The organism is Streptomyces sp. Ag82_O1-12 (genome assembly GCF_900182715.1).
Taxonomy (GTDB): domain Bacteria; phylum Actinomycetota; class Actinomycetes; order Streptomycetales; family Streptomycetaceae; genus Streptomyces; species Streptomyces massasporeus.
Window position 1 is genome coordinate 8,243,986 of record NZ_FXUW01000001.1, and the last position, 21,562, is coordinate 8,265,547.

Sequence of the window (21,562 nt, forward strand, 5' to 3'; positions counted from 1 at the left end):
GTCACCCTCCGTGCGGCACGACCGCCACCGGACAGCGGGCGTGGTGCAGCACGGCGTGGGCGACCGGTCCCAGACGGCCTTCTGCCGCCCGCGGCTCGGCGCGGCGTCCCACGACGAGCAGGTCCGCACCCCCGGAGGCGTTCAGGAGCGCTTCCGCGGGGTGGAGCAGCATGAGATCGCTGTCGACGGTCACACCGGGATACTTCTCCTGCCACGCGCGCAGGACGTCGGACAGCCGCAGAACCTCCTGGTCCTCCCAGTCCGCCCGGTCCTCCTCGGTCACCACCAGGCTCCGTGACGAAACGGATGCGGCGGGAAAGGCCCAGGCCTGCACCACGTGCAGCGGCGCGGCGTGATCATCGGCTGCCGAGAACGCGAAGTCGGCCACCTCACCGGCCGGCCGGTGCGTGTCGAATCCCAGGACGACCGGACCGGTGCTGTGCGCTGCGCGGCCTTGCTCCGCGAAGGCGCCCGGGCGGTGCGGGACGAGCACGACGGGGCAGGGGGCCGCTGCCGCCACCCGCAGCGCCACCGAGCCGACCGCCAGCCCCTCGAACCCGCCCGTTCCGCGCATGCCGACGACGAGGAGCCCCGCATCACCTGCCGCGGCCACGAGAGCGCCGGCCGGGGCGTCGTCGTACTGCACGCTCTCCACCCGGAGGTCCGGGTGACGGTCGGCGAGGTCTGCGACCGTCCGCTGGAGCAATCGGGCGCCGATGTCGCGCAACCGGTGCAGGGCCGGACCCGGGACGACGGCTCCGGGGAGCTGCGGAGACGCGTGCAGCAGCCGCAGCGGAACGCCGCGCAGCGCCGCCTCCCGTGCCGCCAGATCGGCCGCCGCCGCGGCACGCTCGGACCCGTCGACACCCACCAGCACAGGGAGCCGCATCCCGGCCTCCTCACTCCGCCCGCACCCTCGCGGGCTCCCGGCCCATGCCCCTCCCCACTGTTCCACGACGGGACGGCTACGGCGCCCGGACCGGGTACGGGGCGACATCTGCGGCCGGGTCCCCCGCACGGCAGGGCACCGGTGCGGCTCTGCATTGCCTAGGGCGGCGGCAGGTCGGTGTCGAGCCGGTCGGCGGGCACGCGCTCGATGCGCGTCCAGCCCTTCCAGCCCCGCTCCTCCAGGATCGCCACCACCCGCTCGGCACTCGGAGAGGACTGGACCATGGTCGAGTCCAGCAGGTCGACGAACTGGTCGTCGAGCCCGAAGGCACCCGCCTCACCCGACTCGCCCGCCTCCACGGCGCGCATCATCAGGCGCTCCACGATGTCGGCGACCTCAACGACTCGCGGATCGTCGACCGGCCAGTCCAGGTCGCCTCTGAAGAAGCTGTAGAGCTTCACCATGTCGGGGTCGTCCAGCTGCTCGTGCTTCTTGGCGATCACGAAGTCGATCAGGTGCGGTACCTGAGCGGCGATCATGATCCAGGCGTCCCGCTCCATCTCGATGTACCGCTCCACGACACCGAGACGGCGCAGCCGGTCGAGGTAGCCCACGACGCTCCGCGGGAGCGCCAGGTGCTCCCCGGCGGCGAGCCGGGCGAGCCGTTTGCGGATGCCCTGCAGCCGCCGGATCTCGGCGCGCAGGCGGGTGTCGATGGTCTGGACACCCTCGGCGAACTCCTCCGGGCCGGCGTCGAGGAGCTCCTGTACCCGGGCCAGCGGCACGCCGGCGTCCGCCAGGGTGCGGATCCGGATCAGCCGCACGACCGCTGCGGCGTCGTAGCTCCGGTACCCGGACCGGTCGCGCTCGGGCTCCGGAAGCAGCCCGACGTGGTGGTAGTGGCGCACCGCCCGCACGGTCACTCCGGCGTGCGCCGCCAGTTGGCTGATGGTGAGCATGGGATTCAGCCTGCCTCAGGCGATCTTCCGGCGATAGGCGGCCATCGCGAAGACGTACGCCGCGACGAGGATGCCGACGCACCAGGCGAGGGCGGTCCAGACGCCGTCGCCGACCGGCTGCTGGGCGAGCAGGCGGCGGATCGTGTCGACGATGGGCGTCACGGGCTGGTTCTCGGCGAAGGCGCGCACCGGGCCGGGCATGGTCCGCGTGGGCACGAAAGCCGAGCTGATGAACGGCAGGAAGATCAGTGGGTAGGCGAACGCCCCCGCGCCCTCGACCGATGCCGCGGAGAGTCCGGGGATCACGGCGATCCAGGTCAGGGCCAGGGTGAACAGGAACAGGATGCCGGAGATCGCGAGCCATGCCGGCACTCCTGCCCCCGAGCGGAAGCCCATGAGCAGGGCGGCACCCACGACGATCGCGAGTGAGATCAGGTTGGCGGCCACCGACGTGAGGACGTGTGCCCAGAGCACGCCCGACCGTGTGATCGGCATGGACTGGAACCGCTCGAAGATCCCGCTCTTCATGTCGACGAAGAGCCGGTACGCGGTGTAGGAGGTGCCTGACGCGACGGTGATGAGCAGGATGCCGGGCAGCATGTAGTCGACGTACGACGTCGTCCCGGTGTCGATCGCGCCGCCGAACACGTAGACGAACATCAGCATCATCACGACCGGCGTGATGACGGTCGTGATGATGGTGTCCATGCTGCGCGTGACATGGCGCAGGGACCGGCCCGTGAGCACCGCGGTGTCGCCGAAGAAGTACGGGGTCATCCTCGTTCCCTACGTGTTCGTGGTGGTGGCGGTTTCGTCGTCGCCGCCGGTGACCGCGAGGAAGATCTCCTCCAGGGTCGGCTGCTTCTCGACGTACTCGACCGTGGCGGGCGGGAGGAGTTGTCTGAGGTCGGACAAGGAGCCGTTCGCGATGATCCGCCCCTGGTGGAGGATCGCGATCCGGTCGGCGAGCTGCTCGGCCTCGTCGAGGTACTGCGTGGTGAGCAGGACCGTCGTGCCGTGCCCGGCAAGCTCCTTGACCGTCTGCCACACCTCGATGCGCCCCTCGGGGTCGAGACCGGTCGTCGGCTCGTCCAGGAAGATCACCGGGGGGTTCCCGACGAGGCTCATCGCGATGTCCAGACGACGGCGCATCCCACCCGAGTACGTGGACACTCTCCGCGCGCCCGCGTCGGTCAGGGAGAAGCGGTCGAGCAGGTCGTCCGCGATGGCGCCCGGGTCGTCGAGGTGGAGCAGCCTGGCGATGAGAACCAGGTTCTCGCGGCCGCTGAGGATGTCGTCGACGGCCGCGAACTGTCCCGTGAGGCTGAAGGACTCCCGCACCCTCGCCGGCTGAGTGGCGACATCGAAGCCGTTGACGACGGCCCTTCCCGCGTCGGGTGTCAGGAGCGTGGCGAGGATTCTCACGGTCGTGGTCTTGCCCGACCCGTTGGAGCCGAGCAGGGCGAAGACGGTGCCCGGGGCCACGTCGAAGTCCACGCCGCGCAGCACCTCGAGCGTCCCGTACGCCTTCTCCAGGCCCTGCACGCCAATCGCCGGAACGGCGGTCGATCGGGCCGCCATGGCCCCTCCCTCCTCGGTGGAGCCTTTCCCGCGGGCTGCGTGGAGGCTCCTGCGAGAAGCATCGAGGGTTGACCCGGCGTCAAGGTCAAGCCGCTTCCTGACCAGCGCATACAGAACGCCGGTGCGGGTGCGGGTGCGGGTACCGGTGCGGGTGAGGGGCGTCCCGTGATGCGATGCCGGCGGGCGTCCGGGATCGGGATCTAGCGGTGGTTCAGGATCCGGCCCGGATCACCGTACGGCCTGATTGTTTTTCGCCTTCGCCGCTTCGAAATAGTCCCCGCCTTTGCGTTTGACGTCGTCCGTGCCCCAGGCCTGTTCGCCTGCGGTGGCTGTGGGCTCTCTGTCTTCGCTCCGGGGCCGCAGCGGCATTTTGACCAGCCTCGGTATGTGCTTCGAGCAGTGGATGTACGCCTCTTCGACCTCGACCTCGACCCACATCTGGGGACGGCGTCCCGGCAACGGATCGAAGGGCAGGGCGGGATGGTCACGGCGCATGGTTTCGTCGGGGATGAGGCGGGCCCGGCCGTTGATGTGCAAGCCGATGCGATCCACGGAGAAGTCGATGAGCAGGAGGCCGACGTGCGGGTTCTCGCGGATGTTGCCGAGTGACGCCATGACGCCGTTTCCCCGGTATTCCGGGTATGCGAGGGTCGAGTCGTCGAGAACGTGCAGGAAACCGGGTGGGCCCGCCCGGAAGGTGCTGTCGCATTCACCGCGGCTGTCCGACGTGGCGAGGAAGAACATCTCCTGCCGGGCCACGAACTCCCTCATCCTGGGGTTGAGCCGGTCCAGCACCTGCTCGTCGTAGAAACGATCAGCGCGGCCGGTGGTGGCCAACTCGTGCTGGATCTCGTGTTCTCCGTGGCTTCCGGGCCGGTCTGCCCGCTCGTCCTGGTGCAACGGTCCTCCTGACAGGCGAGCCAACGCCTGCATCCGAGCCCTGCTCCGGTGGTCCTACCGGCGCGGGTGACTCTGCCGATCCCCTCGGAGGCCGAATAGCGGTGATCGGCCACGCACCTGAGGGTAGAGCAGTCCGTTCGAACGTTCCGGCGGGGGAGGGGGAGGAGAGCGGTCAGATGCCGGTGCTGCCGATGACCTTTCGCGGAGAATTCGAGGATCTGTGTGAAGAATGGATGGAACCGTTGTCTTCCGGGAGGACTTCCGATGCGCAGCGTGACCTATTCGATGAACGTCTCACTTGACGGCTACATCGTCGGGCCGGACGGCGGCTTCGACTGGACGGAGCCGGACGAGGATGTTTTTCGCTTCTGGATCGACGAGATCCGACAGGTCGACGTCCACCTGCTGGGACGACGGCTGTACGAGACGATGCTGTACTGGGAGACCGTCGATCAGGAATCGCTCGACGACGCGCAGCTCGAATGGGCCGCCCTCTGGAATCCGCTCCCCAAGGTGGTGTTCTCCGAGACGCTGACGTCGGTGCAGGGCAATGCCCGCCTGGTCTCCGGCGGTCTGGCGGAGGAGATCGAGCGGTTGCGCTCCGAGCCGGGGGAGGGGGAGATCGCCCTCGGCGGCGCGACCCTAGCCGCCCAGGCCGCTGCATCCGGTCTGATCGACGAGTACCGGGCCATGGTCTACCCCGTGCTGGTCGGCGGTGGCATCCCGTTCTTCCCGCGGGACGAGCGCCGGGTGGATCTCGAGCTCGTCGAGACGCGCACCTTCAGCTCCGGGGTCGTCCATCTCCGCCACCGCGTGACGCGCTAGGTGAAGTGGTGCGACCCCTCCCGGAGTTGCGTTGAACCGGGAAGCTTACGGGTGTCTTACGCGCCCTGGACGACGCCTTCCTCGCGCCGAAACGTCTCCTACGGTGACCCGCTGACACCCCTCCCCGCGCTGCGCGCCACGGCACCGGTGACCTTCGCTCCCCTGCTGCTGGCCACGGCAGGCATCATGCATCCAGCGCATCTGACCGCTGCCACCGCGGGCCACCGGACCGCGCTGCACGTCGCCCTGTTGCCCGTCTTTCCCTTCCTCGTACTCGGCCGAGGCCGAGGAAGCCACGGTGCTGGAAGCCTGCGAACCCGTGATGCCCGGACGGGCGGTCCGGGGGCTCCTGAGCCCGGCGGCACTCGTAACCGGGCTGAGACCGGCGTGCTCCTCAGGCGGAAGCTCTGCGCGGCCGAGCTGGTGCGGGCCGATCCGGCTGGTGGCTAGGTGCGCGGTGAGGCGTCCAGGAACCGGTGGAGGGAGCTCGTCATGCCGGTGACGAAGGCGTCGCGGGTCGGGGTGTCGACACGGTCCAGGGACAGGTACGGGTTGAGGTCCTCCAGCTCGACCAGGAGGAGGTCGCCCTCTCGGGTGCGGCAGGCGTCCACGCGCTGGATGCCGTGATCGAGGGTGTTCCAGTCGATGAAGCGGCGGGCGAAGCCGAGGTCGGCTTCGGTGGGCAGATAGGGCTCGAGGACCCAGCGGCGCTCGGGATCCGGGGCGCGGAGGGCGTACTGGAAGGCGTCGTCGACGTAGTAGAACGACACCTCGTAGCGGAAGTCGATGCGGGGCTGGACCAGCACGTCACCGTAGGCGAGGCCGTCCAGCCGGTCCCGGGGGACGACGGTGAGGCCGATGGAGTCCGCCCCCGCCTTCGGCTTGACCACGTACTGCTCGGTCTGGGGGAGCAGGGCCAGATCCTGCTGTCGGTCGACGGTGGGGATGACCGGGTATCCGGCTGCCGTCAGATCCAGCAGGTACCGCTTGCCGGCCATGTCGGCCCGGCCCGACAACGGGTTGTAGACCCGGGTGCCGCGAACCGCGGCCTGGTTCCGGAAGGCGTCGTACTCCCACTGGTAGTGGAGCACCGGGCCGCTGTTGCGGACCACGACCGCGTCGAAGGAGTCCATCAGGGCGGCGGCGTCCAGCGGGTGGCACAGAGCGAGGTCGAAGTCGTTCCGCAGCCGCGACGACAGGAAGACGTCCTCGTCGCCATAGCGCCGTCCCCGGGCCGGGTAGGCGAGATCGGTCACGAACAGAACGCTGGGGCGGCCGGGCACGGGACATCTCCTGGGTCGGTGCCCCCACTCTACTGACGCCGCCGCACACTGCCCCGCGCCGGTTCGCCCCTTGACCACCGGCGCGGTGACGTCCGTGGCGGTCACGCGCATGCCCCGCGCCCACCGGGGCCGGCCCGGGTCGCGACGCAGGCGGGTGAAGCCTGAGCCACCGTCAGCTTCCCGGGGCATGCATGAGGATCTCCGCCGTATCCGGCCGGGTCGGCGGCATCGATGCGCTGGAGGCGAGAGTGATGAACGAACGAGCCGGACGGACGGGCCCCCACACCATCAGTGTCCCGGTCCTCATCGTGGGCGGCTCCCTGGTCGGCCTGTCCACCTCGTTGTTCCTGGGACGGCTGGGCGTGCCCCACGTGCTGGTGGAGCGCCACGCAGGCACCTCCATCCACCCGCGAGGCCGCGGCAACAACGTCCGCACGATGGAACTGTTCCGCGTGGCGGGCGTCGAGAAGGGGATCCAGGACGCGGCGGCCACCCTGGCCGTCAACCACGGCATCCTCCAGGCGCCCACCCTGGTCGGCGACGCGGGCGAGTGGTTGTTCAGGGACATCGACCCGGGCGGCGGCCTCGCCCGCTTCAGCCCGAGCGCCTGGTGCCTGTGCAGCCAGAACGACCTCGAACCGGTGCTGCTCGACCACGCCCGCGAGCACGGAGGCGATCTGCGCTTCTCCACCGAGCTGATGTCGTTCGACAGCGACCCCACCGGTGTGACCGCCGTCGTCAAGAGCCGCGAGACGGGTGAGCACACCACCATCCGTGCGGACTATCTCGTCGCCGCGGACGGCCCGCGCAGCCCCGTGCGGGAGCAACTCGGCATCACCCAGAGCGGGCCCGGCGACCTGTTCCACAACGTCAGCCTCACGTTCCGCTCCCGCCGTCTCGCCGACGTCGTGGGGGACCGTCACTTCATCGTCTGCTACCTGACGAACCCCGAGGCCGACGGCGCCCTGCTGCCCGTGGACAACCGCGAGAACTGGGTCTTCCACGCCCCCTGGCATCCGGAAAACGGGGAATCCCTGGAGGAGTTCACGGACGAGCGATGCGCCGAGCACATCCGCCGGGCCGTCGGGGTCCCCGACCTCGATGTGGAGATCACCGGCAAGGCGCCCTGGCACGCCGCCCAGCGGGTCGCCCGCAGCTACCGGTCGGGACGGGTGTTCCTGGCCGGTGACTCGGCGCACGAGATGTCCCCCACCGGGGCCTTCGGTTCCAACACCGGTATCCAGGACGCTCACAACCTCGCCTGGAAGCTGGCCGCGGTGCTCGACGGCTGGGCGGGGGAGGAGTTGCTCGACACGTACGACGCCGAGCGGCGCCCCGTCGCCGAGGCCACCAGCGCGCGGGCCGCGGCCCGGTCGGCCGAGCACAGCCACCCCGGATTCGCCCCGCCCCCCGGAGCGGGCGGCGGTGGCCCCCAGAAGGGCATCCTCAACGTGGCCCTCGGCTACCGCTACCCGCAGGGTGCCGTCGTCGGCGCCGATCCGGCGGTCCCGGTGGTGCCCGAGCGTCTCGACCTGAGCGGAGGGCCGGGCAGCAGGGCGCCTCACCTGTGGATGCGCCGAGGGGACGAACGGCTCTCGACGCTCGACCTGTACGAGCGGTCCCTCGTGCTGCTCAGCGACGCCGCCGAGCCGAACGAGTGGCACGGGGCAGCCCTCCGCCTCGCCGGCGAACTGTCCCTGCCGCTCACGTCGTACCGGGTGGGCACCGGGGCTCAGGCCGACCTGGTGCCGGAGGACGACGCCGACTGGGCCGAGCGCCACGGCACCGGCCCTGGGGGCGCCGTGCTCGTCCGGCCCGACGGATTCGTCGTATGGCGGTCCCAGGGACCGGACGCGGACGCCGAGGCGGTACTGCACCAGGTCCTGAGGACCGCGCTGGCGGTCGCCTGAGCTCCCTGATGCCGCGGAGGGGGCAGTCGACCGGCCGAACGTCGACTGCCCCGGCCGTGGCGGGAGGACGAGTGGACGCCTGCGTCACCTGTGCGGGGGAGTGCGACCGGCAGGCCGTGATCGCGCGGATCGCCTGATCCGTCCGGGCTCTTCCCGTACCGCCCGCCTCCCGCCCCGTCACTCGCGTACGCCGTCCGAGTCGCGCGAAGTGCGGGGACGGCCACAGGATCGAGGAACGCCGACGTCGCACCACCGCGACCGGCGCTCACTTTCCCCTCCGCGAAGGAGATGTGCGGGATGACCACCACGTCCGACCGGGTGGAAGGTTCGCGTGCTCGACAGGCGTCGCACCATGTCTCCCAGTCCGTGTTCGACGGTTCCCGGCTGCGCGTCGTCCTCCTGGTCGACGTCCACGACGGGGCCCAGCACCAGTTCCTCGAAGCTTACGAACAGTTGTGCAACCAGGTCGCGTCCGTGCCCGGGCACGTCAGCGACCAGCTGTGCCAGTCGATCGAGAACCCTTCCCAGTGGCTCATCACCAGCGAGTGGGAGAGTGCCCCGCCCTTCCTGGCCTGGGTCAACAGCGAGGAGCATGTGCGGATGGTGGAGCCGCTGCACAGCTGCGTCCGCGACACCCGGTCACTGCGCTTCCACGTGGTCCGCGAGACCGGCGGCCCGGCGTCGGGCAGCGACCAGGCGGCCCGCAGGCTCCAGACGGCGCCCAGGATCGGTGACGGCGTGATCCGGCACGCGCTCACCTTCACCGTGAAGCCCGGCAGTGAGGAGATCGTCGCCAAGATCCTCGCCGACTACGACTCGCCCGAGCCCAAGGTCGACGACACCACGCGCCTGTGCCGCACCTCGCTGTTCATGCACGGCAACCGGGTGGTGCGGGCCGTCGAGGTGCGCGGCGACCTGCTGGCCGCGCTGCGCCACGTCGCCCGGCAGCCCGAGGTACGGGCCGTCGAAGAGGCCATCAACCCCCATCTGGAGCAGGACCGGGACCTGGGCGACCCCGAGTCCGCCCGGGTCTTCTTCACCAGGGCCGCACTGCCGGCCGTCCACCACGTGATGGCGGAGCGGCAGAACCCGCAGGCCGAGCGGTACGCCCTGTACTACCCGGCACGGCCGGAGCGCGGGATGCAGCTCGCCGAACTCCTGGCCCATCGCGACGCGGCGGCGGCGGACGACCCGCGCAGCCCCGTCCTGCGCAGCACGATCTTCCAGCGCGACGACGTCGTCGTACGGCTCATCGACGTACACGGCGGACTCGAGGCGGCCGACCCCGGCCACATCCTCGGTCTGTCCGACTCGGCACAGGTGGCCGAGCTGACGACGCTGCTGGACGAGACCGCGGGCATGGACGTGGTCGCGTCGAAGGACGGCAGCCTCGCGCGCCTGCTCGAACTGGCGCGCATGGATCTCGTCACCGACCGCCGGTCGCCCGACGCCTGATCCGCCATCCGGCGGGAGAGGCGGTGCCGCCTCTCCCGCGTTGGTGCAGCACCTCAACGGAGGAACCCGTGATCACATCCCGTCCCAACATCGTGAGCCTGAGCGACGTCGAGCCCAACCGCCGGCGAGGCGGTGACCTGCGCGCCATGCTCACTCCGGCCGCGGTGGGCGCCACCAGTGGATTCATGGGCGTGGCCCTCATCGAGCCCGGTGACCGCATCGGTGAGCACTACCACCCGTACTCCGAGGAGTTCGTGTACGTGGTGTGCGGGCAGCTCGAGGTGGACCTGGACGGAGAGCCGCACCCGCTCCAGCCCGAGCAGGGGCTGCTCATCCCCGTCAACATGCGCCACCGCTTCCGCAACGTCGGCAACGTGGAGGCCCGGATGGTCTTCCACCTCGGCCCCCTGGCCCCGAGTCCGCCGCTGGGCCACGTGGACACAGAGGAGACCGACGTCCAGTCCGCAGTGGTGGGAGCGGAGGCGGCCGAACGACGTCAGGTCCGGTCATGACGAGGCGAGTGGCGGTCACCGGCATAGGTATCGTCGCTCCCGGCGGCATAGGTGCTCCGGCGTTCTGGAACCTCCTGGCGGACGGACGCACGGCGACACGGGCCATCACGTTCTTCGACCCGTCCGGCCTGCGCTCGCGGATCGCCGCCGAGTGCGACTTCGACCCCGCCGCCCACGGCCTGGACGAGCGGGAGACGGAACGCAGCGACCGCTACATCCAGTTCGCCCTGGTCGCGGGAGAAGAGGCGGTACGGGACGCCGGTCTCGACCTCGACACCGAGGACCCGTGGCGGGTCGGGGTCTCACTCGGCACGGCGGTCGGCGGCACCACCCGGCTGGAGAACGACTACGTCCTGGTCTCCCACCGCGGACAGCGCTGGGACGTGGACCCCCGGGAAGCCGGCCCCGACCTGCACCGCGCCTTCACGCCCGGCTCGCTCGCCTCGACGGTGGCGGAGCGGTTCGGAGCACGTGGGCCGGTGCAGACCGTGTCCACGGGCTGCACCTCAGGGCTCGACGCGGTCGGGTACGCCTTCCACACCGTGGAGGAGGGCCGCGCCGACATCTGCATCGCCGGCGCCTCCGACTCGCCGATCTCCCCGATCACCATGGCCTGCTTCGACGCGATCAAGGCCACCTCCCCGAACAACGACGACCCGGCCCACGCCTCGCGCCCCTTCGACGCCGACCGCAACGGATTCGTCATGGGCGAGGGCGGAGCCGTACTCGTCCTGGAGGAGCTGGAACACGCCAGGGCCCGCGGCGCCCGCGTGTACTGCGAGATCGGCGGCTACGCCACCTTCGGCAACGCCTACCACATGACCGGCCTCACCAGCGAGGGCCTGGAGATGGCCCGCGCCATCGAGGACGCCCTCGACCACGCACGACTCGACCCCACCGCGATCGACTACGTCAACGCGCACGGCTCGGGCACCAAGCAGAACGACCGCCACGAGACCGCCGCGGTCAAACGGGTCCTGGGACCGCACGCCTACCAAACCCCCATGAGTTCCATCAAGTCGATGGTGGGCCACTCCCTGGGCGCCATCGGAGCGATCGAACTCGTCGCCTGTGTGCTCGCCCTGACCCACCAGGTGGTACCGCCGACCGCGAACTACGAGACCCCCGACCCCGAGTGCGACCTGGACTACGTCCCCCGCGTGGCCCGCGAGCGCAAACTCGACAGCGTGCTCTCGGTGGGCAGCGGATTCGGCGGGTTCCAGTCCGCGGTGGTCATGAACCGGCCGAGGGAGAAGTCACGATGAGCGAACCTCGTCCACGGCGCGCGGCCGTCACGGGAATCGGTGTGGTCGCGCCCAACGGAGCCAGTACCGAGACCTTCTGGAAGTCCACCAGGGAGGGCATCAACGTCCTGGACCGCGTCACCCGGGAGGGCTGCGAGCATCTGCCCCTGCGGGTGGCGGGCCAGGTCCGCGACTTCGACCCGTCGGCGGCGATCGAGGAGCGCTTCCTGGTCCAGACGGACCGGTTCACGCACTTCGCGATGGCCGCGGCCGACCTCGCGCTGGACGACGCCCGGCTCCCCCGGTCCGTGACCGACGAGGTGCCGTACTCGGTGGGCGTCGTCACCGCGGCCGGCTCCGGCGGCGGCGAGTTCGGACAGCGCGAGCTCCAGCAGCTGTGGGGCAAGGGCAGTCGCTTCGTCGGCCCGTACCAGTCCATCGCCTGGTTCTACGCCGCCAGCACCGGCCAGATCTCCATCCGCCGCGGCTTCAAGGGCCCCTGCTCGGTCGTCGCGGCCGACGAGGCCGGCGGCCTTGACGCCCTCGCCCACGCGGCGCGAGCCGTACGGCGCGGCACCGACGTGATCGTGGCCGGCGCGACCGAGGCACCGATCGCGCCGTACTCGATGGTCTGCCAACTCGGCTACGAGGAACTCAGCACGGCCGACGACCCGACCCGTGCCTACCGACCGTTCACCTCCGCGGCCTGCGGGTTCGTGCCCGCCGAGGGCGGCGCCATGCTCGTGGTGGAGACGGAGAGCACGGCCCGGGAACGGGGCGCGCCCGTGCGGGCCCACCTGGCCGGACACGCCGCGACCTTCACGGGGGCCTCCCGCTGGGAGGAGTCCCGGGAAGGGCTCGCCCAGGCAGTCCGGGGCGCTCTGGCGGAGGCCGACTGCGCCCCCGAGGAGATCGACGTGGTCTTCGCCGACGCCCTCGGTGTCCCGCAGGCGGACCGCGCCGAGGCCCTGGCCATCGCCGACGCTCTCGGGGCCCACGGCACCCGGGTGCCCGTCACCGCGCCGAAGACCGGGATCGGCCGGGGCTACTGCGCGGCGCCGCTGATGGACGTCGCTGCGGCGGTGCTCTCGATGGAGCACGGTCTGATCCCGCCCACCCCCAACGTCTTCGACATCTGCCACGACCTCGACCTCGTGACCGGCCGGGCCCGTACCGCCGAGGTACGCACGGCACTGGTGCTGAGCCGCGGGCTCATGGGGTCGAACTCGGCGCTGGTGCTGCGGCACGGCGCCACCGACGCCTCGTCCTGAGGCGCCGTGGAACAGGCAAGGAAGGGAAATGGCATGAATGACCGCATCACGGTGGAAGAACTCGCCGAACTCATGAAGAAGTGCACCGGTGTCACGGTCACTCCGGAGGAACTCCGCCGCGACGAGACGGCCTTCGAGCAGCTCGGCGTGGACTCGCTGGGCCTGCTGGGCATCGTGGGCGAGCTGGAGAACCGGTACGGCACGCCGATGCCCACCGACGCCGAACGCTCCAAGACGCCCCGGCAGTTCCTCGACCTCGTCAACGGTGCCCTCCTGGCAGGAGCGTGACATGACCGGACACACGCAGAACGAGATCACCATCGCGGCCCCGGTGGACCTGGTCTGGGAGGTGACCAACGACCTGGAGAACTGGCCGCAGTTGTTCAGCGAGTACGCCTCCGTCGAGATCATCTCCCGGGAGGGCCACAAGACGACCTTCCGGCTGACGATGCACCCGGACGAGAACGGCACCGTGTGGAGCTGGGTCTCCGAGCGCGAGCCCGACCGCGAAACGCTCACCGTCAAGGCCCGCCGCGTCGAGACGGGTCCCTTCGCCCACATGAACATCCACTGGCGGTACGAGGAGGTACCGGCCGGCACGCGGATGGTCTGGACGCAGGACTTCGCGATGAAGCCGGAGGCACCCGTCGACGACGCGTGGATGACGGACAACATCAACCGGAACTCGAAGGTGCAGATGGGTCTGATCCGCGACCGCATCGAGAAGATCGCCGCCGAACGCGGTGCGAGTCCCGGTCTGACCCGCTGAGCCGGACGGAGACCAGCCCATGCACCAAGCCCTGATCGTCGCCCGGATGGCCCCGGGATCGGCGCCCGACATCGCCAAGGTGTTCGCGGAGTCCGACCGTGGGGAGCTGCCGCACCTCGTCGGCGTGACCCGGCGCAGCCTCTTCCAGTTCGGCGATGTGTACATGCACCTGATCGAGTCCGAGCGGGATCCCGGACCGGCCATCGCCAAGATCACCGGGCATCCCGAGTTCCGGGACGTCAGCGAGCGTCTGTCCGCGTACGTCAGCGCGTACGACCCCGACACCTGGCGCTCCCCGAAGGACGCCATGGCGCAGCGCTTCTACCTCTGGGAGCGCGAGCCGGCCGGCTGACCGCCGCCGGCACTCGACGGCCGCCGGGTCCGCAGCGTCGCGGACCCGGCGGCCGTCGGTCTGTCTGCGTCGAGGGAGTCCCGGGATCACCTGGCCCCTCGGTACGCGGTCGGATCAGCCGGGGATGTGGCAGTCGAACGCGTGCAGATAGGGATTGACCGGACTGATGTCGTCGATGACCAGGCCGGCCTCGGTGAGCCGGTCCACCATGCTCTGGCGGGTGTGCTTCGCCCCGCCGACGTTGAGGAGCAGCAGCAGGTCCATCGCGGTGCTGAACCGCATGGACGGCGAGTCGTCGACGAGGTTCTCGATGACCACCACCCGCGTCCCGGGGCCGCCGGCCTCGCGGACGTTGCGCAGCGTGCGGGTGGTGCTCTCGTCGTCCCACTCCAGGATGTTCTTGATGACGTAGACGTCGGCCTTGACCGGGACGGCCGTCCGGACGTCGCCGGGCACGACCTGCGCGCGGTCCGCGAGGTCGCCGCCCGTGCGCAGGCGCGGGACGGCGTTCTCCACCACCCGGGGAAGGTCGAGCAGCGTCCCGCGCAAGTCCGGGTACTTGTCCAGCAGGCTCGCCACCACGTGCCCCTGGCCGCCGCCGATGTCGGCGACCGAGGCGCATCCCGTGAGGTCGAGGAACGCGGCGACGTCCTGCGCCGACTGCACGCTGGAGGTCGTCATGGCGCGGTTGAAGACGTCCGCCGACTCCGGGGCGTCCTCGTTGAGGTAGGGGAAGAACTCCTTGCCGTACAGGTCCTCCACCACGTTGCGGCCGGTGCGCACCGCCTCGTCCAGCTTCGGCCAGACGTCCCAGGTCCACGGCTCGGTGCACCACAGCGAGATGGCGCGCAGGCTGTGGGGGTCGTTTTCGCGCAGCAACAGGGAGACGTCGGTGTGCGCGAACGTCCCGTCCGGGCGTTCGGCGAACACGCCGTAGCAGGACAGGGCCCGCAGGAGCCGTCGCAGCGGGCCGGGTTCGGACTTCACCGCGGCCGCGATGTCCTCCACGGCCATGGGCTGGTCACCGAGCGCATCGGCGACGCCCAGCCGGGCGGCCGCGCGCAGGGCGGCGGCACATGCCGCCCCGAACGCGAGTTCCCGCAGCCGCATGGACGGCGGAGGAGCTGGCTGAGTGGTCGTCATGTGCCGCCTTTCTACTTGGATCGAGCAGGGGTGGTCACTGAACCGTCGTGGAACTCTCGGGTGCGCCGAGGGCCGTGTGCCGGTGTGCGGTCAGCACAGACCCGCCGGCTTGGACGACAGGCAGGAATTGCCCTGGAACGTGTTGCCCTTGCCGGGGTCCGTGTTGACCAGGTCCGCCGGGGAGTTGCCCTCCAGCAGGTTGTCGCTGATCCGGTTCCGCTCGCTGGTCGCGCCGACGAAGCTCTTGAACACGACGATGCCGCCCGAGAGCGGGGACGTGCCGACGTTGTCCCTGATCACGTTGCCGGTGATCAGGTTGTCGTCGGTGCCCGTCAGGACGATGCCGGACCCCTGCAGGGCGTCCAGCCGGGCGGTCTTCGGGCAGGACTTGTTGTTGCGCTCGATGCGGTTCTCGCGCACGGTCACGAGGCCGGCCTTCGGCTTGTTCTCGTCGCCGACGACGAAGACCGCCGCGCAGTTGCCCGTGAGGTGGTTGCCCGTGACGGTCAGGTTGCGCAACCGGCGGACGGTGACGCCGATCCGGTTGCCCTCCAGCCGGTTGTGCTCCACCACCGTTCCCCCGGTGTCCGTGGCGCCTTCCTCCTGTGTCACCGTGTTGGCGAGGAAGAGGCCCGCGTCGCCGTTGTCCCGGGCGGTGTTGCCGCGGAACACGCCACGGGCCGAGTGCTCCGTGGCGATGCCCCACACCCCGTTGCGGACCGCGGTGACGTTCCGCACCGTCAGCCTGTCGGCCTCATTGGCGTGGATGCCCGTCTTGGCGAAGCCGGTCACCGTCAGGGACGCGATGGTGACACCGTCGACGCCGTGGTCCTTCGTGCCCGTGACACAGATGCCGTTGCCCGCCGCGGCACAGCTGTCGGCGGCCCTCGCGGCGCCCGCTGTACCGGCGGGCAGGGTGCTGGTGCCCGCGCCCTCCTCCGGTACGAGCACCGTGCCGCGGCCCATGCCGCGCAAGGTGAGTCCGGGCGTGGTCACGTCGACGCTTCCGTGGTGGGTGCCGTGCGCCAGCAGGACGGTGTCACCCGGCCGGGCGCTGTCCACCGCCTTCTGGATCGACTCCCCGGGCTTCACCAGATGGACCGTGTGGCCGGCGGTCGACGGAGCGGCCCCGAGGCCCGTCCCGAGCAGCGCCGCGGCGCACGCCAGGTATGCGATATGGCATTTGTTCATACCGCGCAGGTTATGTCCATGAAGGTCGTAAAACGGTGAGATGGGCCATCCGGCGGCGTGGCCCTGCCGGCAGGCACCGGCCCGGGCGGCCCGGCGTCCCGAAAGGGCCTCTCAGCCCTGCGGCGTGGCGTCGGGCCGAGCCGTGTGGTCGGGGTGCCCGCCGGTCCGGCGCTTCTCCTTGAGCTCGGCCTCGTACAGGTGGTGCCTGCCGTCGGCCAGTTCCCGGCGCGCTTCCCGCTCCGTGGCCTTGAACGGCTCGTAGTAGGTGGCGTCGTAGGCCTCGATGATCTGGAAGGTCCAGTGCCCCGGAATGACGTTGCGGCCCGCGATCTCGTGCCGGATCCGTTCCGCCCATCGCGGGTGACCCGCCTCGTGCATGAGGTCGGCCGCGCGGTCCAGCTCGAAGTCGGCCCCACCCGTCAGCTGGTGAAAGGCGTACAGGTGGCCGCGCGCACGCTCGGTCGTCTCCAGAGCCTTGGACAGGGCACCCAAGGCCCGGACGATGGCGTCGGTCATGCCGGGTGGACGGCGGTGGGCTGCGTCCGGCCCCTCGTGGTGATCACTCATGTAGGACTGACTGCCCGGTCGGCGGCTGCCCGCATCACCGGCATTCGGGCGACGCGCGGCCCTGGGCACCCGCGTACCGGCCGGCCCGGGCCGCCCGGGCGGTGAGACGTGCTCAGAAGGCGTAGCGCACCCGCCGCGCCGATGCGCTCGGCGACGGGTGCGTGCTCTCGTACGGATGGATGCGAGGGGAGGATTCCGCCACTTGACTGCAAGGGCACACATCGCCGATGCGTGTGTCATGTGGTCCGGAGCGAGACCAGCGCCAATCGCACCACGCCCGGCCAGTCGGCCGCCCGGTCACCGGACCGCGAGGTGCGGGCGCGACGGCGTGGCACGCGGACCCGGAGTGCGCCGGGCGCGATGCGGCACACCACGGGTGACGGCAGGACGACGTGCTCTCCGTCGATGCCGGCCGGGAGGGTGTCCGTGTCCGCTTCGACGACGACCGTCGCGGCGCTCAGCCGGATCAGTCCTCTCCGGGAGCCCGGACCGCGCACGAGGCGTGCCGCCTGGGCGGCGTTGCCCACGCGCACGCACACCACGCCGAGGAGCCCCGAGTCCAGCCGTCCTCTGCGCCCCGGGTGGGCGGCGTCGACGGCCCGCCCGTAGGGGTTGTTGCTGACGAGCAGTGCCTGGAGTCCGTCGATGTGCGTCCGGTCGGCCCGCGCCCGCAGCCTGGGCGCATCCTCGCCGGTGAGGAGGCCGGGGAGCGTGCGCAGGGTCGTGCGGGCCTTGGCGTCCCGGTACGCGGGATCGGTGACGACGAACGCGTACGTCCCGAAGGAGGCGTTGTTGACGAAGACGCGGTCCGCGGCGTAGCCGAGGTCGATGCGGAGTTCGACGCCCTCGGCCAGGGCCTCCAGGGCTGCCGCCGGATCGTCGCGGTCGAGGCCGAGATCGAGGGCGAAATGGTTGCGGGTGCCGGCGGGAATCACCAGGAAGGGCAGGTCGTGACGCGCGGCGACCTCGGCCACCAGGGCCTGGGTGCCGTCACCCCCTGCCACGGCCAGCAGATCGGCTCCCTCGGCGACGGCCTGCCGCGCCAACTCGGTGACGTCCTGGCCCCCGTCGAGCAGCGTCACGCGGCAACCGGCCGCCCGGGCCCTGTCCACCAGGTCGAAACGGCCCACCTTGCCGCCGCCGGAACGCGGGTTCATGAGGACCCAGGGGTGGCGGGGCGCCTTCGTCGCCGTCTGCTCCGAGGCGGTGTGGCCGCAGGGCAGTGCGCTACGGGCCGTCGCGAGCGCGAGCGCCCACAGGGCGAGGGACAGGCAGGCCGCCCAGAGCATTCCGGCCGCCGCGTACAAGGCCAGGACGGCCGACGGCGCGGCGAGTGCCAGGACCAGTCCGAGGGCACGGACCACTCCGGTGTGCGCCAGGATCCACCACACCCCGACGGCCGCCAGCGCCAGTGCCGCGATTCCGGCCAGTACCCACAGCACGCTTCTCAGACCGGCCGTGACGAGTGGCACCAGGATGCTTCCCAGCAGGGCGAGCACCGCGAGGCGTGCCCGTCCGGGACTCCCCTCGCGCACGGTGACCGCCCCCGCCTCGGTGGATGCCGTCCGGTGCCGGACCTGTCGTCGCACCTGTGCTGCCCGCCCTTCTCGTCGCGTCACAGGTCGCGTGGTGGGGCGTCTTCGGAGAGGTCGTAGAGGTTGTCGGCCCGCACGACGCACAGGGCCCAGATGATGAAGCCCGAGAGCGCGATCATCACGATCGACCAGACCGGGTACTGGCCCAAAGCTGTTTCGGCGAAGGTGTGGGCCGGGTGTGTGTTGCCGTCATGGTGCGTGCCTCGGCTCGTGTGACCCGGCTCGTGTGACGAGAACGCTCAACGATCGGAGGCGTGGGCGGCGGAGCCCGAGGGGCCGGCCGGTGCGTGGCCGGTCAGAACGAGCTCCTTCGCCTTGCGGAACTCGTCGTCCGTGATGGCGCCGCGGTCGCGGATCTCCGACAGCCTGGCGAGTTCGTCGACGCTGCTGGACCGGCCCTCGGTGCCCGCGGCCTGCCTGACGCGGGCGTCGAAGGCCTCCTGCTGCGCCCGGGCCTGCGCGATCTCACGACGGCCCATGTTCTTGCCGCGGGCGATCACGTAGACGAAGACGCCCAGGAAGGGCAGCAGGACGGTGAGCACCAACCAGCCGGCCTTCGCCCAGCCGCTCATGTCGTCGTCACGGAAGATGTCGACCACCACGCGGAAGAGCAGAACGAACCACATGATCCACAGGAAGAACAGGAGCATGCTCCAGAAGACGCTCAGCAGGGGGTAGTCGTACGCCAGGTACGTCTGTGCGCTCATGTCTTCCTCCGTCTCCGGTGCTCGCCGGGCCTCCGGCGCGCGCTGCACTCAGCGTGAGCCCGGCAGGGCATGGCCGGCCTCACCCGGCACGGGTGAGCATGCGATAGAGGGCGGACGTCCGGTACCAGGTGGTGGAGGCGACGTACTCGCCCAGCGCCAGACCCGAGACGGCCACGAGGAAGACGGCGATGAGCCACGAAAGGAACGTGAACACGGGGCCCAGGGGGCCGAACTCCTCCAGGCTGCGTTCCATGGCCGTGGGGGCCAGCACACGCGCGGCCAGACTCAGCAGCACCGTCCCGCTGCCGGCCAGCAGTGCTCCCGGCAGCAGACTCCGCCAGCCGATCCGGCCCCCCAGCAGCAGGTGCTGCGACCACCACCACAGCAACGTCGCCGAGAGCACGGACAGCAGCACTCCGGGCACCGCGCCCGCACCGAACGCGTTGCGCAGCGGCGCCTGGAGCAGGAGGCAGACGAGCCAGACCACCAGCCAGAGCAGCCAGCGCCAGACCGCGGTCCGCAGCGGTGCGCGCGGGAGGTGCCAGCAGCGCTCGCACACCGCTTGGAGAGCCCGGCTGAACGCCGTGGCCGACAGCAGGGTCACCACCGCGCTCACGGCGCCGGCCGTGTTCCGCGTCGTGCCCGTCGCGGAGAAGACCCGGCGCAGTTCGTCGAGGGTGTCGCCGCGCATGCCGAGAACCGCCCGGAGGGAGTCGGCCAGCAGGTCCTGCATCCAGCCGGGGGCGAACGCCGCGACGGTCATGAGCAGCGGCAGTGCGGTGAGGAACGCCTGCGCGGCCAGCCGTACGGAGCCTTCCACGATGTTGATGGAAGACAGACGGGACAGCAGCCGGGCCATGGCGCCGGACCGCAGGCTCGCCGCGATCCGTGCCGCCGTGCGTCCGTGGACCTGGTCCCTTTGGCCGGATGTCCGGGTCATGGCTCACGGAATCGCCTGTTGCGTCGCCCGCCCCGCCGCCCGGTCGGCCGGTCCGGCGGCGGCGAGGACCGCCAGAACGATCAGTACGGCCAAGGCGATGCCGAGGACGAGCGCCACCGCTGCGACGGTGGGATGGTTCCAGAGCACGAGTGCCAGAGCTCCGGCCGCCATCACCACTGCGGTGGTCCACGTACGGTGCTCGGCGAGCCAGCGCCCCGTGGCGCCGGTGCGCACTCCCGCGTGTTCGAGGGCCCTGCCGGTGGCCGCCGTGCCCCGGTCCGCCGCCGTGCGGGCCCCGAGGGCGAGGCGCCCGGGGCCGTACAGGTAGGCGACCAGCGCGGTGACGACCGCCACGACCAGCAGGGTGATCGTGCTGTCGCGCAGGAAGCGGACGAAGGTGTCATAGACGGCCGCGGCCGCGCCGGTGGGCAGGGCCGCCGGCGGGACCGAGTCCAGATAGACGCGCCGGACCACGGCGAACCCGACGAGCAGCACCGCCATCATCACGCCCACACCCGTCGCGGTGATGATCAGCATGACCCGGTGCGCCGGAGCGGTCCACACGGCGAGCGCGGCCAGGACGACCGTGAGGACGGGGAGCCAGGCGCCGAGGACGTCCAGCAGCCGCATCGCGTCCTGTGCCTTGCCCAGTTGCTCCGTCTCGAACAAGGTGACCGTCCGGTCGACGTCCGGGATGGCGGAAGCCTTGTCGAAGCCCGCGTCGACGAGCCGCTCCCGCACCTGGTCCACGATCTCGCCCACGTCCAGCTGGACCGTGCCGTCCTCGGAGGTCACGGCACCATCACGGTCACCGGTGAGCATGTTCACCACCGCGGCGTGCGAGCGCCTGTTGGCGCCCTCCCACACCTGCTGGAAGGCGTCACTGGTGATCACGCCGGTGACGGTGCGGTCCACGACGGTCCTGACCGCGTCGCGCAACGGACCCTCGAGAGAAGCGGCTCCGTCGACGGCACGCGGCGGTGCCCCCGCGTCCTGAAGGGTCCGCACGAGAGCGTCCGTCACGGCCTTGACGTCGACGTTCTTCACCACTTGGTCCGTCAGGCGCTTGATCACGACATCCTGCACGGCCGGCTCCGATGCCAGGGGCGCGACGGTCTCCACGTACCTGTCGGTGTCGGACACCGTGTCCTGGACCCAGGCGGCGACGACGGCCAGCGGAGCCAGCAGCAGGGTCAGCACGAGGAGCAGCGAGGAGCCGGCCCGTCGTGCCCGCCGGTGGCGTACCGCAGCGTGACGGCGCAGCCGCTCGTACTCCGCTCTCTCCTCGGCGGTCATGACATGTTCCGGGCCGGCGGCTTCGCCGGGGTGCCGCGGGTCCTGGGATGCGGCCGGGTTCATGGGTGCGCCCTTCTCGGGTGTGCGTCGCCCCGGCTGTGAGGGTCGTCGCACGGGATGGAGGAGGAGAGGCGTCGCGGAGGACCCGGCTGTGTGTGCCCGGCGCCCCCCTG

At 70.8% G+C, this 21,562-nt stretch carries 23 protein-coding genes; 9 read left to right on the forward strand and 14 right to left on the reverse strand.

What is annotated here, in order from left to right; translation table 11 throughout:
- Nucleotide 1 precedes the first annotated feature (1 nt).
- The 5 genes from QOL88_RS37605 to QOL88_RS37625 form a co-directional block, all read right to left on the reverse strand.
- Nucleotides 2-889 carry a universal stress protein gene (locus QOL88_RS37605; protein ID WP_097222655.1) on the reverse strand — a complete coding sequence of 296 codons (888 nt, stop codon included), beginning with the start codon at nt 887-889 and terminating at the stop codon, nt 2-4.
- A gap of 158 nt (nt 890-1,047) precedes the next feature.
- On the reverse strand, nt 1,048-1,848 hold the full coding sequence (locus QOL88_RS37610) for a MerR family transcriptional regulator (RefSeq protein WP_097222656.1): 801 nt from the start codon (nt 1,846-1,848) through the stop codon (nt 1,048-1,050).
- A 15-nt stretch (nt 1,849-1,863) separates the two neighbouring features.
- Complete coding sequence (locus QOL88_RS37615; protein ID WP_097222657.1) at nt 1,864-2,625, reverse strand: ABC transporter permease; 762 nt, start codon at nt 2,623-2,625, stop codon at nt 1,864-1,866.
- 9 nt (nt 2,626-2,634) lie between these two features.
- Nucleotides 2,635-3,429, reverse strand: a complete 795-nt coding sequence (locus tag QOL88_RS37620; protein WP_097222658.1) for an ABC transporter ATP-binding protein — start codon at nt 3,427-3,429, stop codon at nt 2,635-2,637.
- A 228-nt stretch (nt 3,430-3,657) separates the two neighbouring features.
- On the reverse strand, nt 3,658-4,329 hold the full coding sequence (locus QOL88_RS37625) for a pyridoxamine 5'-phosphate oxidase family protein (RefSeq protein WP_257028003.1): 672 nt from the start codon (nt 4,327-4,329) through the stop codon (nt 3,658-3,660).
- Between the two features lie 264 nt (nt 4,330-4,593).
- Here QOL88_RS37625 and QOL88_RS37630 point away from each other — a divergent pair, with 264 nt between their 5' ends.
- Nucleotides 4,594-5,154, forward strand: a complete 561-nt coding sequence (locus tag QOL88_RS37630; RefSeq protein ID WP_097222659.1) for a dihydrofolate reductase family protein — start codon at nt 4,594-4,596, stop codon at nt 5,152-5,154.
- Nucleotides 5,155-5,600: 446 nt separating this feature from the next.
- On the opposite strand, the gene QOL88_RS37635 is transcribed toward QOL88_RS37630, so the two are convergent.
- Nucleotides 5,601-6,437 carry an ATP-grasp domain-containing protein gene (locus tag QOL88_RS37635; protein ID WP_097222661.1) on the reverse strand — a complete coding sequence of 279 codons (837 nt, stop codon included), beginning with the start codon at nt 6,435-6,437 and terminating at the stop codon, nt 5,601-5,603.
- Between the two features lie 251 nt (nt 6,438-6,688).
- On the opposite strand from QOL88_RS37635, the gene QOL88_RS37640 reads away from it, so the two are divergent.
- From QOL88_RS37640 to QOL88_RS37675, 8 genes are all read left to right on the forward strand, one after another.
- Nucleotides 6,689-8,347 carry an FAD-dependent oxidoreductase gene (locus QOL88_RS37640; protein ID WP_179879170.1) on the forward strand — a complete coding sequence of 553 codons (1,659 nt, stop codon included), beginning with the start codon at nt 6,689-6,691 and terminating at the stop codon, nt 8,345-8,347.
- A gap of 297 nt (nt 8,348-8,644) precedes the next feature.
- Nucleotides 8,645-9,802, forward strand: a complete 1,158-nt coding sequence (locus QOL88_RS37645; RefSeq protein ID WP_097222662.1) for a SchA/CurD-like domain-containing protein — start codon at nt 8,645-8,647, stop codon at nt 9,800-9,802.
- Nucleotides 9,803-9,870: 68 nt separating this feature from the next.
- On the forward strand, nt 9,871-10,314 hold the full coding sequence (locus QOL88_RS37650; protein ID WP_257028004.1) for a cupin domain-containing protein: 444 nt from the start codon (nt 9,871-9,873) through the stop codon (nt 10,312-10,314).
- Nucleotides 10,311-11,579 (forward strand): beta-ketoacyl-[acyl-carrier-protein] synthase family protein, encoded by a 1,269-nt coding sequence (locus QOL88_RS37655; RefSeq protein ID WP_097222663.1) that lies wholly within the window; start codon nt 10,311-10,313, stop codon nt 11,577-11,579. Before QOL88_RS37650 ends, QOL88_RS37655 begins: the two co-directional genes overlap by 4 nt.
- The gene (locus QOL88_RS37660) at nt 11,576-12,829 is read left to right on the forward strand and encodes a ketosynthase chain-length factor (RefSeq protein ID WP_097222664.1); all 1,254 of its coding nucleotides are present in this window, start codon (nt 11,576-11,578) and stop codon (nt 12,827-12,829) included. The genes QOL88_RS37655 and QOL88_RS37660 overlap by 4 nt, the downstream gene beginning before the upstream one ends.
- Nucleotides 12,830-12,862: 33 nt before the next feature.
- Nucleotides 12,863-13,117, forward strand: a complete 255-nt coding sequence (locus QOL88_RS37665; protein WP_097222665.1) for an acyl carrier protein — start codon at nt 12,863-12,865, stop codon at nt 13,115-13,117.
- 1 nt (nt 13,118) lies between these two features.
- A complete protein-coding gene (locus tag QOL88_RS37670; RefSeq protein ID WP_097222666.1) occupies nt 13,119-13,598 on the forward strand; it encodes an SRPBCC family protein in 480 nt (159 codons plus the stop codon).
- A gap of 19 nt (nt 13,599-13,617) precedes the next feature.
- Nucleotides 13,618-13,950 carry a TcmI family type II polyketide cyclase gene (locus QOL88_RS37675; protein WP_097222667.1) on the forward strand — a complete coding sequence of 111 codons (333 nt, stop codon included), beginning with the start codon at nt 13,618-13,620 and terminating at the stop codon, nt 13,948-13,950.
- A 114-nt stretch (nt 13,951-14,064) separates the two neighbouring features.
- Here QOL88_RS37675 and QOL88_RS37680 read toward each other — a convergent pair whose 3' ends face one another.
- The 8 genes from QOL88_RS37680 to QOL88_RS37715 form a co-directional block, all read right to left on the reverse strand.
- Nucleotides 14,065-15,093, reverse strand: a complete 1,029-nt coding sequence (locus QOL88_RS37680; protein ID WP_097222668.1) for a methyltransferase — start codon at nt 15,091-15,093, stop codon at nt 14,065-14,067.
- Between the two features lie 90 nt (nt 15,094-15,183).
- Entirely contained in the window at nt 15,184-16,284 is a 1,101-nt protein-coding gene (locus tag QOL88_RS37685; RefSeq protein WP_097222669.1) for a right-handed parallel beta-helix repeat-containing protein, read from the reverse strand.
- Nucleotides 16,285-16,395: 111 nt separating this feature from the next.
- Nucleotides 16,396-16,851, reverse strand: coding sequence for a hypothetical protein (locus tag QOL88_RS37690; protein WP_097222670.1), 456 nt, complete (start codon nt 16,849-16,851; stop codon nt 16,396-16,398).
- 236 nt (nt 16,852-17,087) lie between these two features.
- Nucleotides 17,088-18,440 carry a diacylglycerol/lipid kinase family protein gene (locus tag QOL88_RS37695; protein ID WP_097222671.1) on the reverse strand — a complete coding sequence of 451 codons (1,353 nt, stop codon included), beginning with the start codon at nt 18,438-18,440 and terminating at the stop codon, nt 17,088-17,090.
- Between the two features lie 26 nt (nt 18,441-18,466).
- Nucleotides 18,467-18,595, reverse strand: a complete 129-nt coding sequence (locus QOL88_RS37700) for a DUF7144 family membrane protein (RefSeq protein ID WP_257028005.1) — start codon at nt 18,593-18,595, stop codon at nt 18,467-18,469.
- A gap of 90 nt (nt 18,596-18,685) precedes the next feature.
- Nucleotides 18,686-19,153 carry an SHOCT domain-containing protein gene (locus QOL88_RS37705; RefSeq protein WP_097222672.1) on the reverse strand — a complete coding sequence of 156 codons (468 nt, stop codon included), beginning with the start codon at nt 19,151-19,153 and terminating at the stop codon, nt 18,686-18,688.
- Nucleotides 19,154-19,232: 79 nt separating this feature from the next.
- Complete coding sequence (locus tag QOL88_RS37710; protein WP_097222673.1) at nt 19,233-20,093, reverse strand: YhjD/YihY/BrkB family envelope integrity protein; 861 nt, start codon at nt 20,091-20,093, stop codon at nt 19,233-19,235.
- A gap of 3 nt (nt 20,094-20,096) precedes the next feature.
- Nucleotides 20,097-21,452 (reverse strand): hypothetical protein, encoded by a 1,356-nt coding sequence (locus QOL88_RS37715; protein ID WP_097222674.1) that lies wholly within the window; start codon nt 21,450-21,452, stop codon nt 20,097-20,099.
- Nucleotides 21,453-21,562 lie beyond the last annotated feature (110 nt).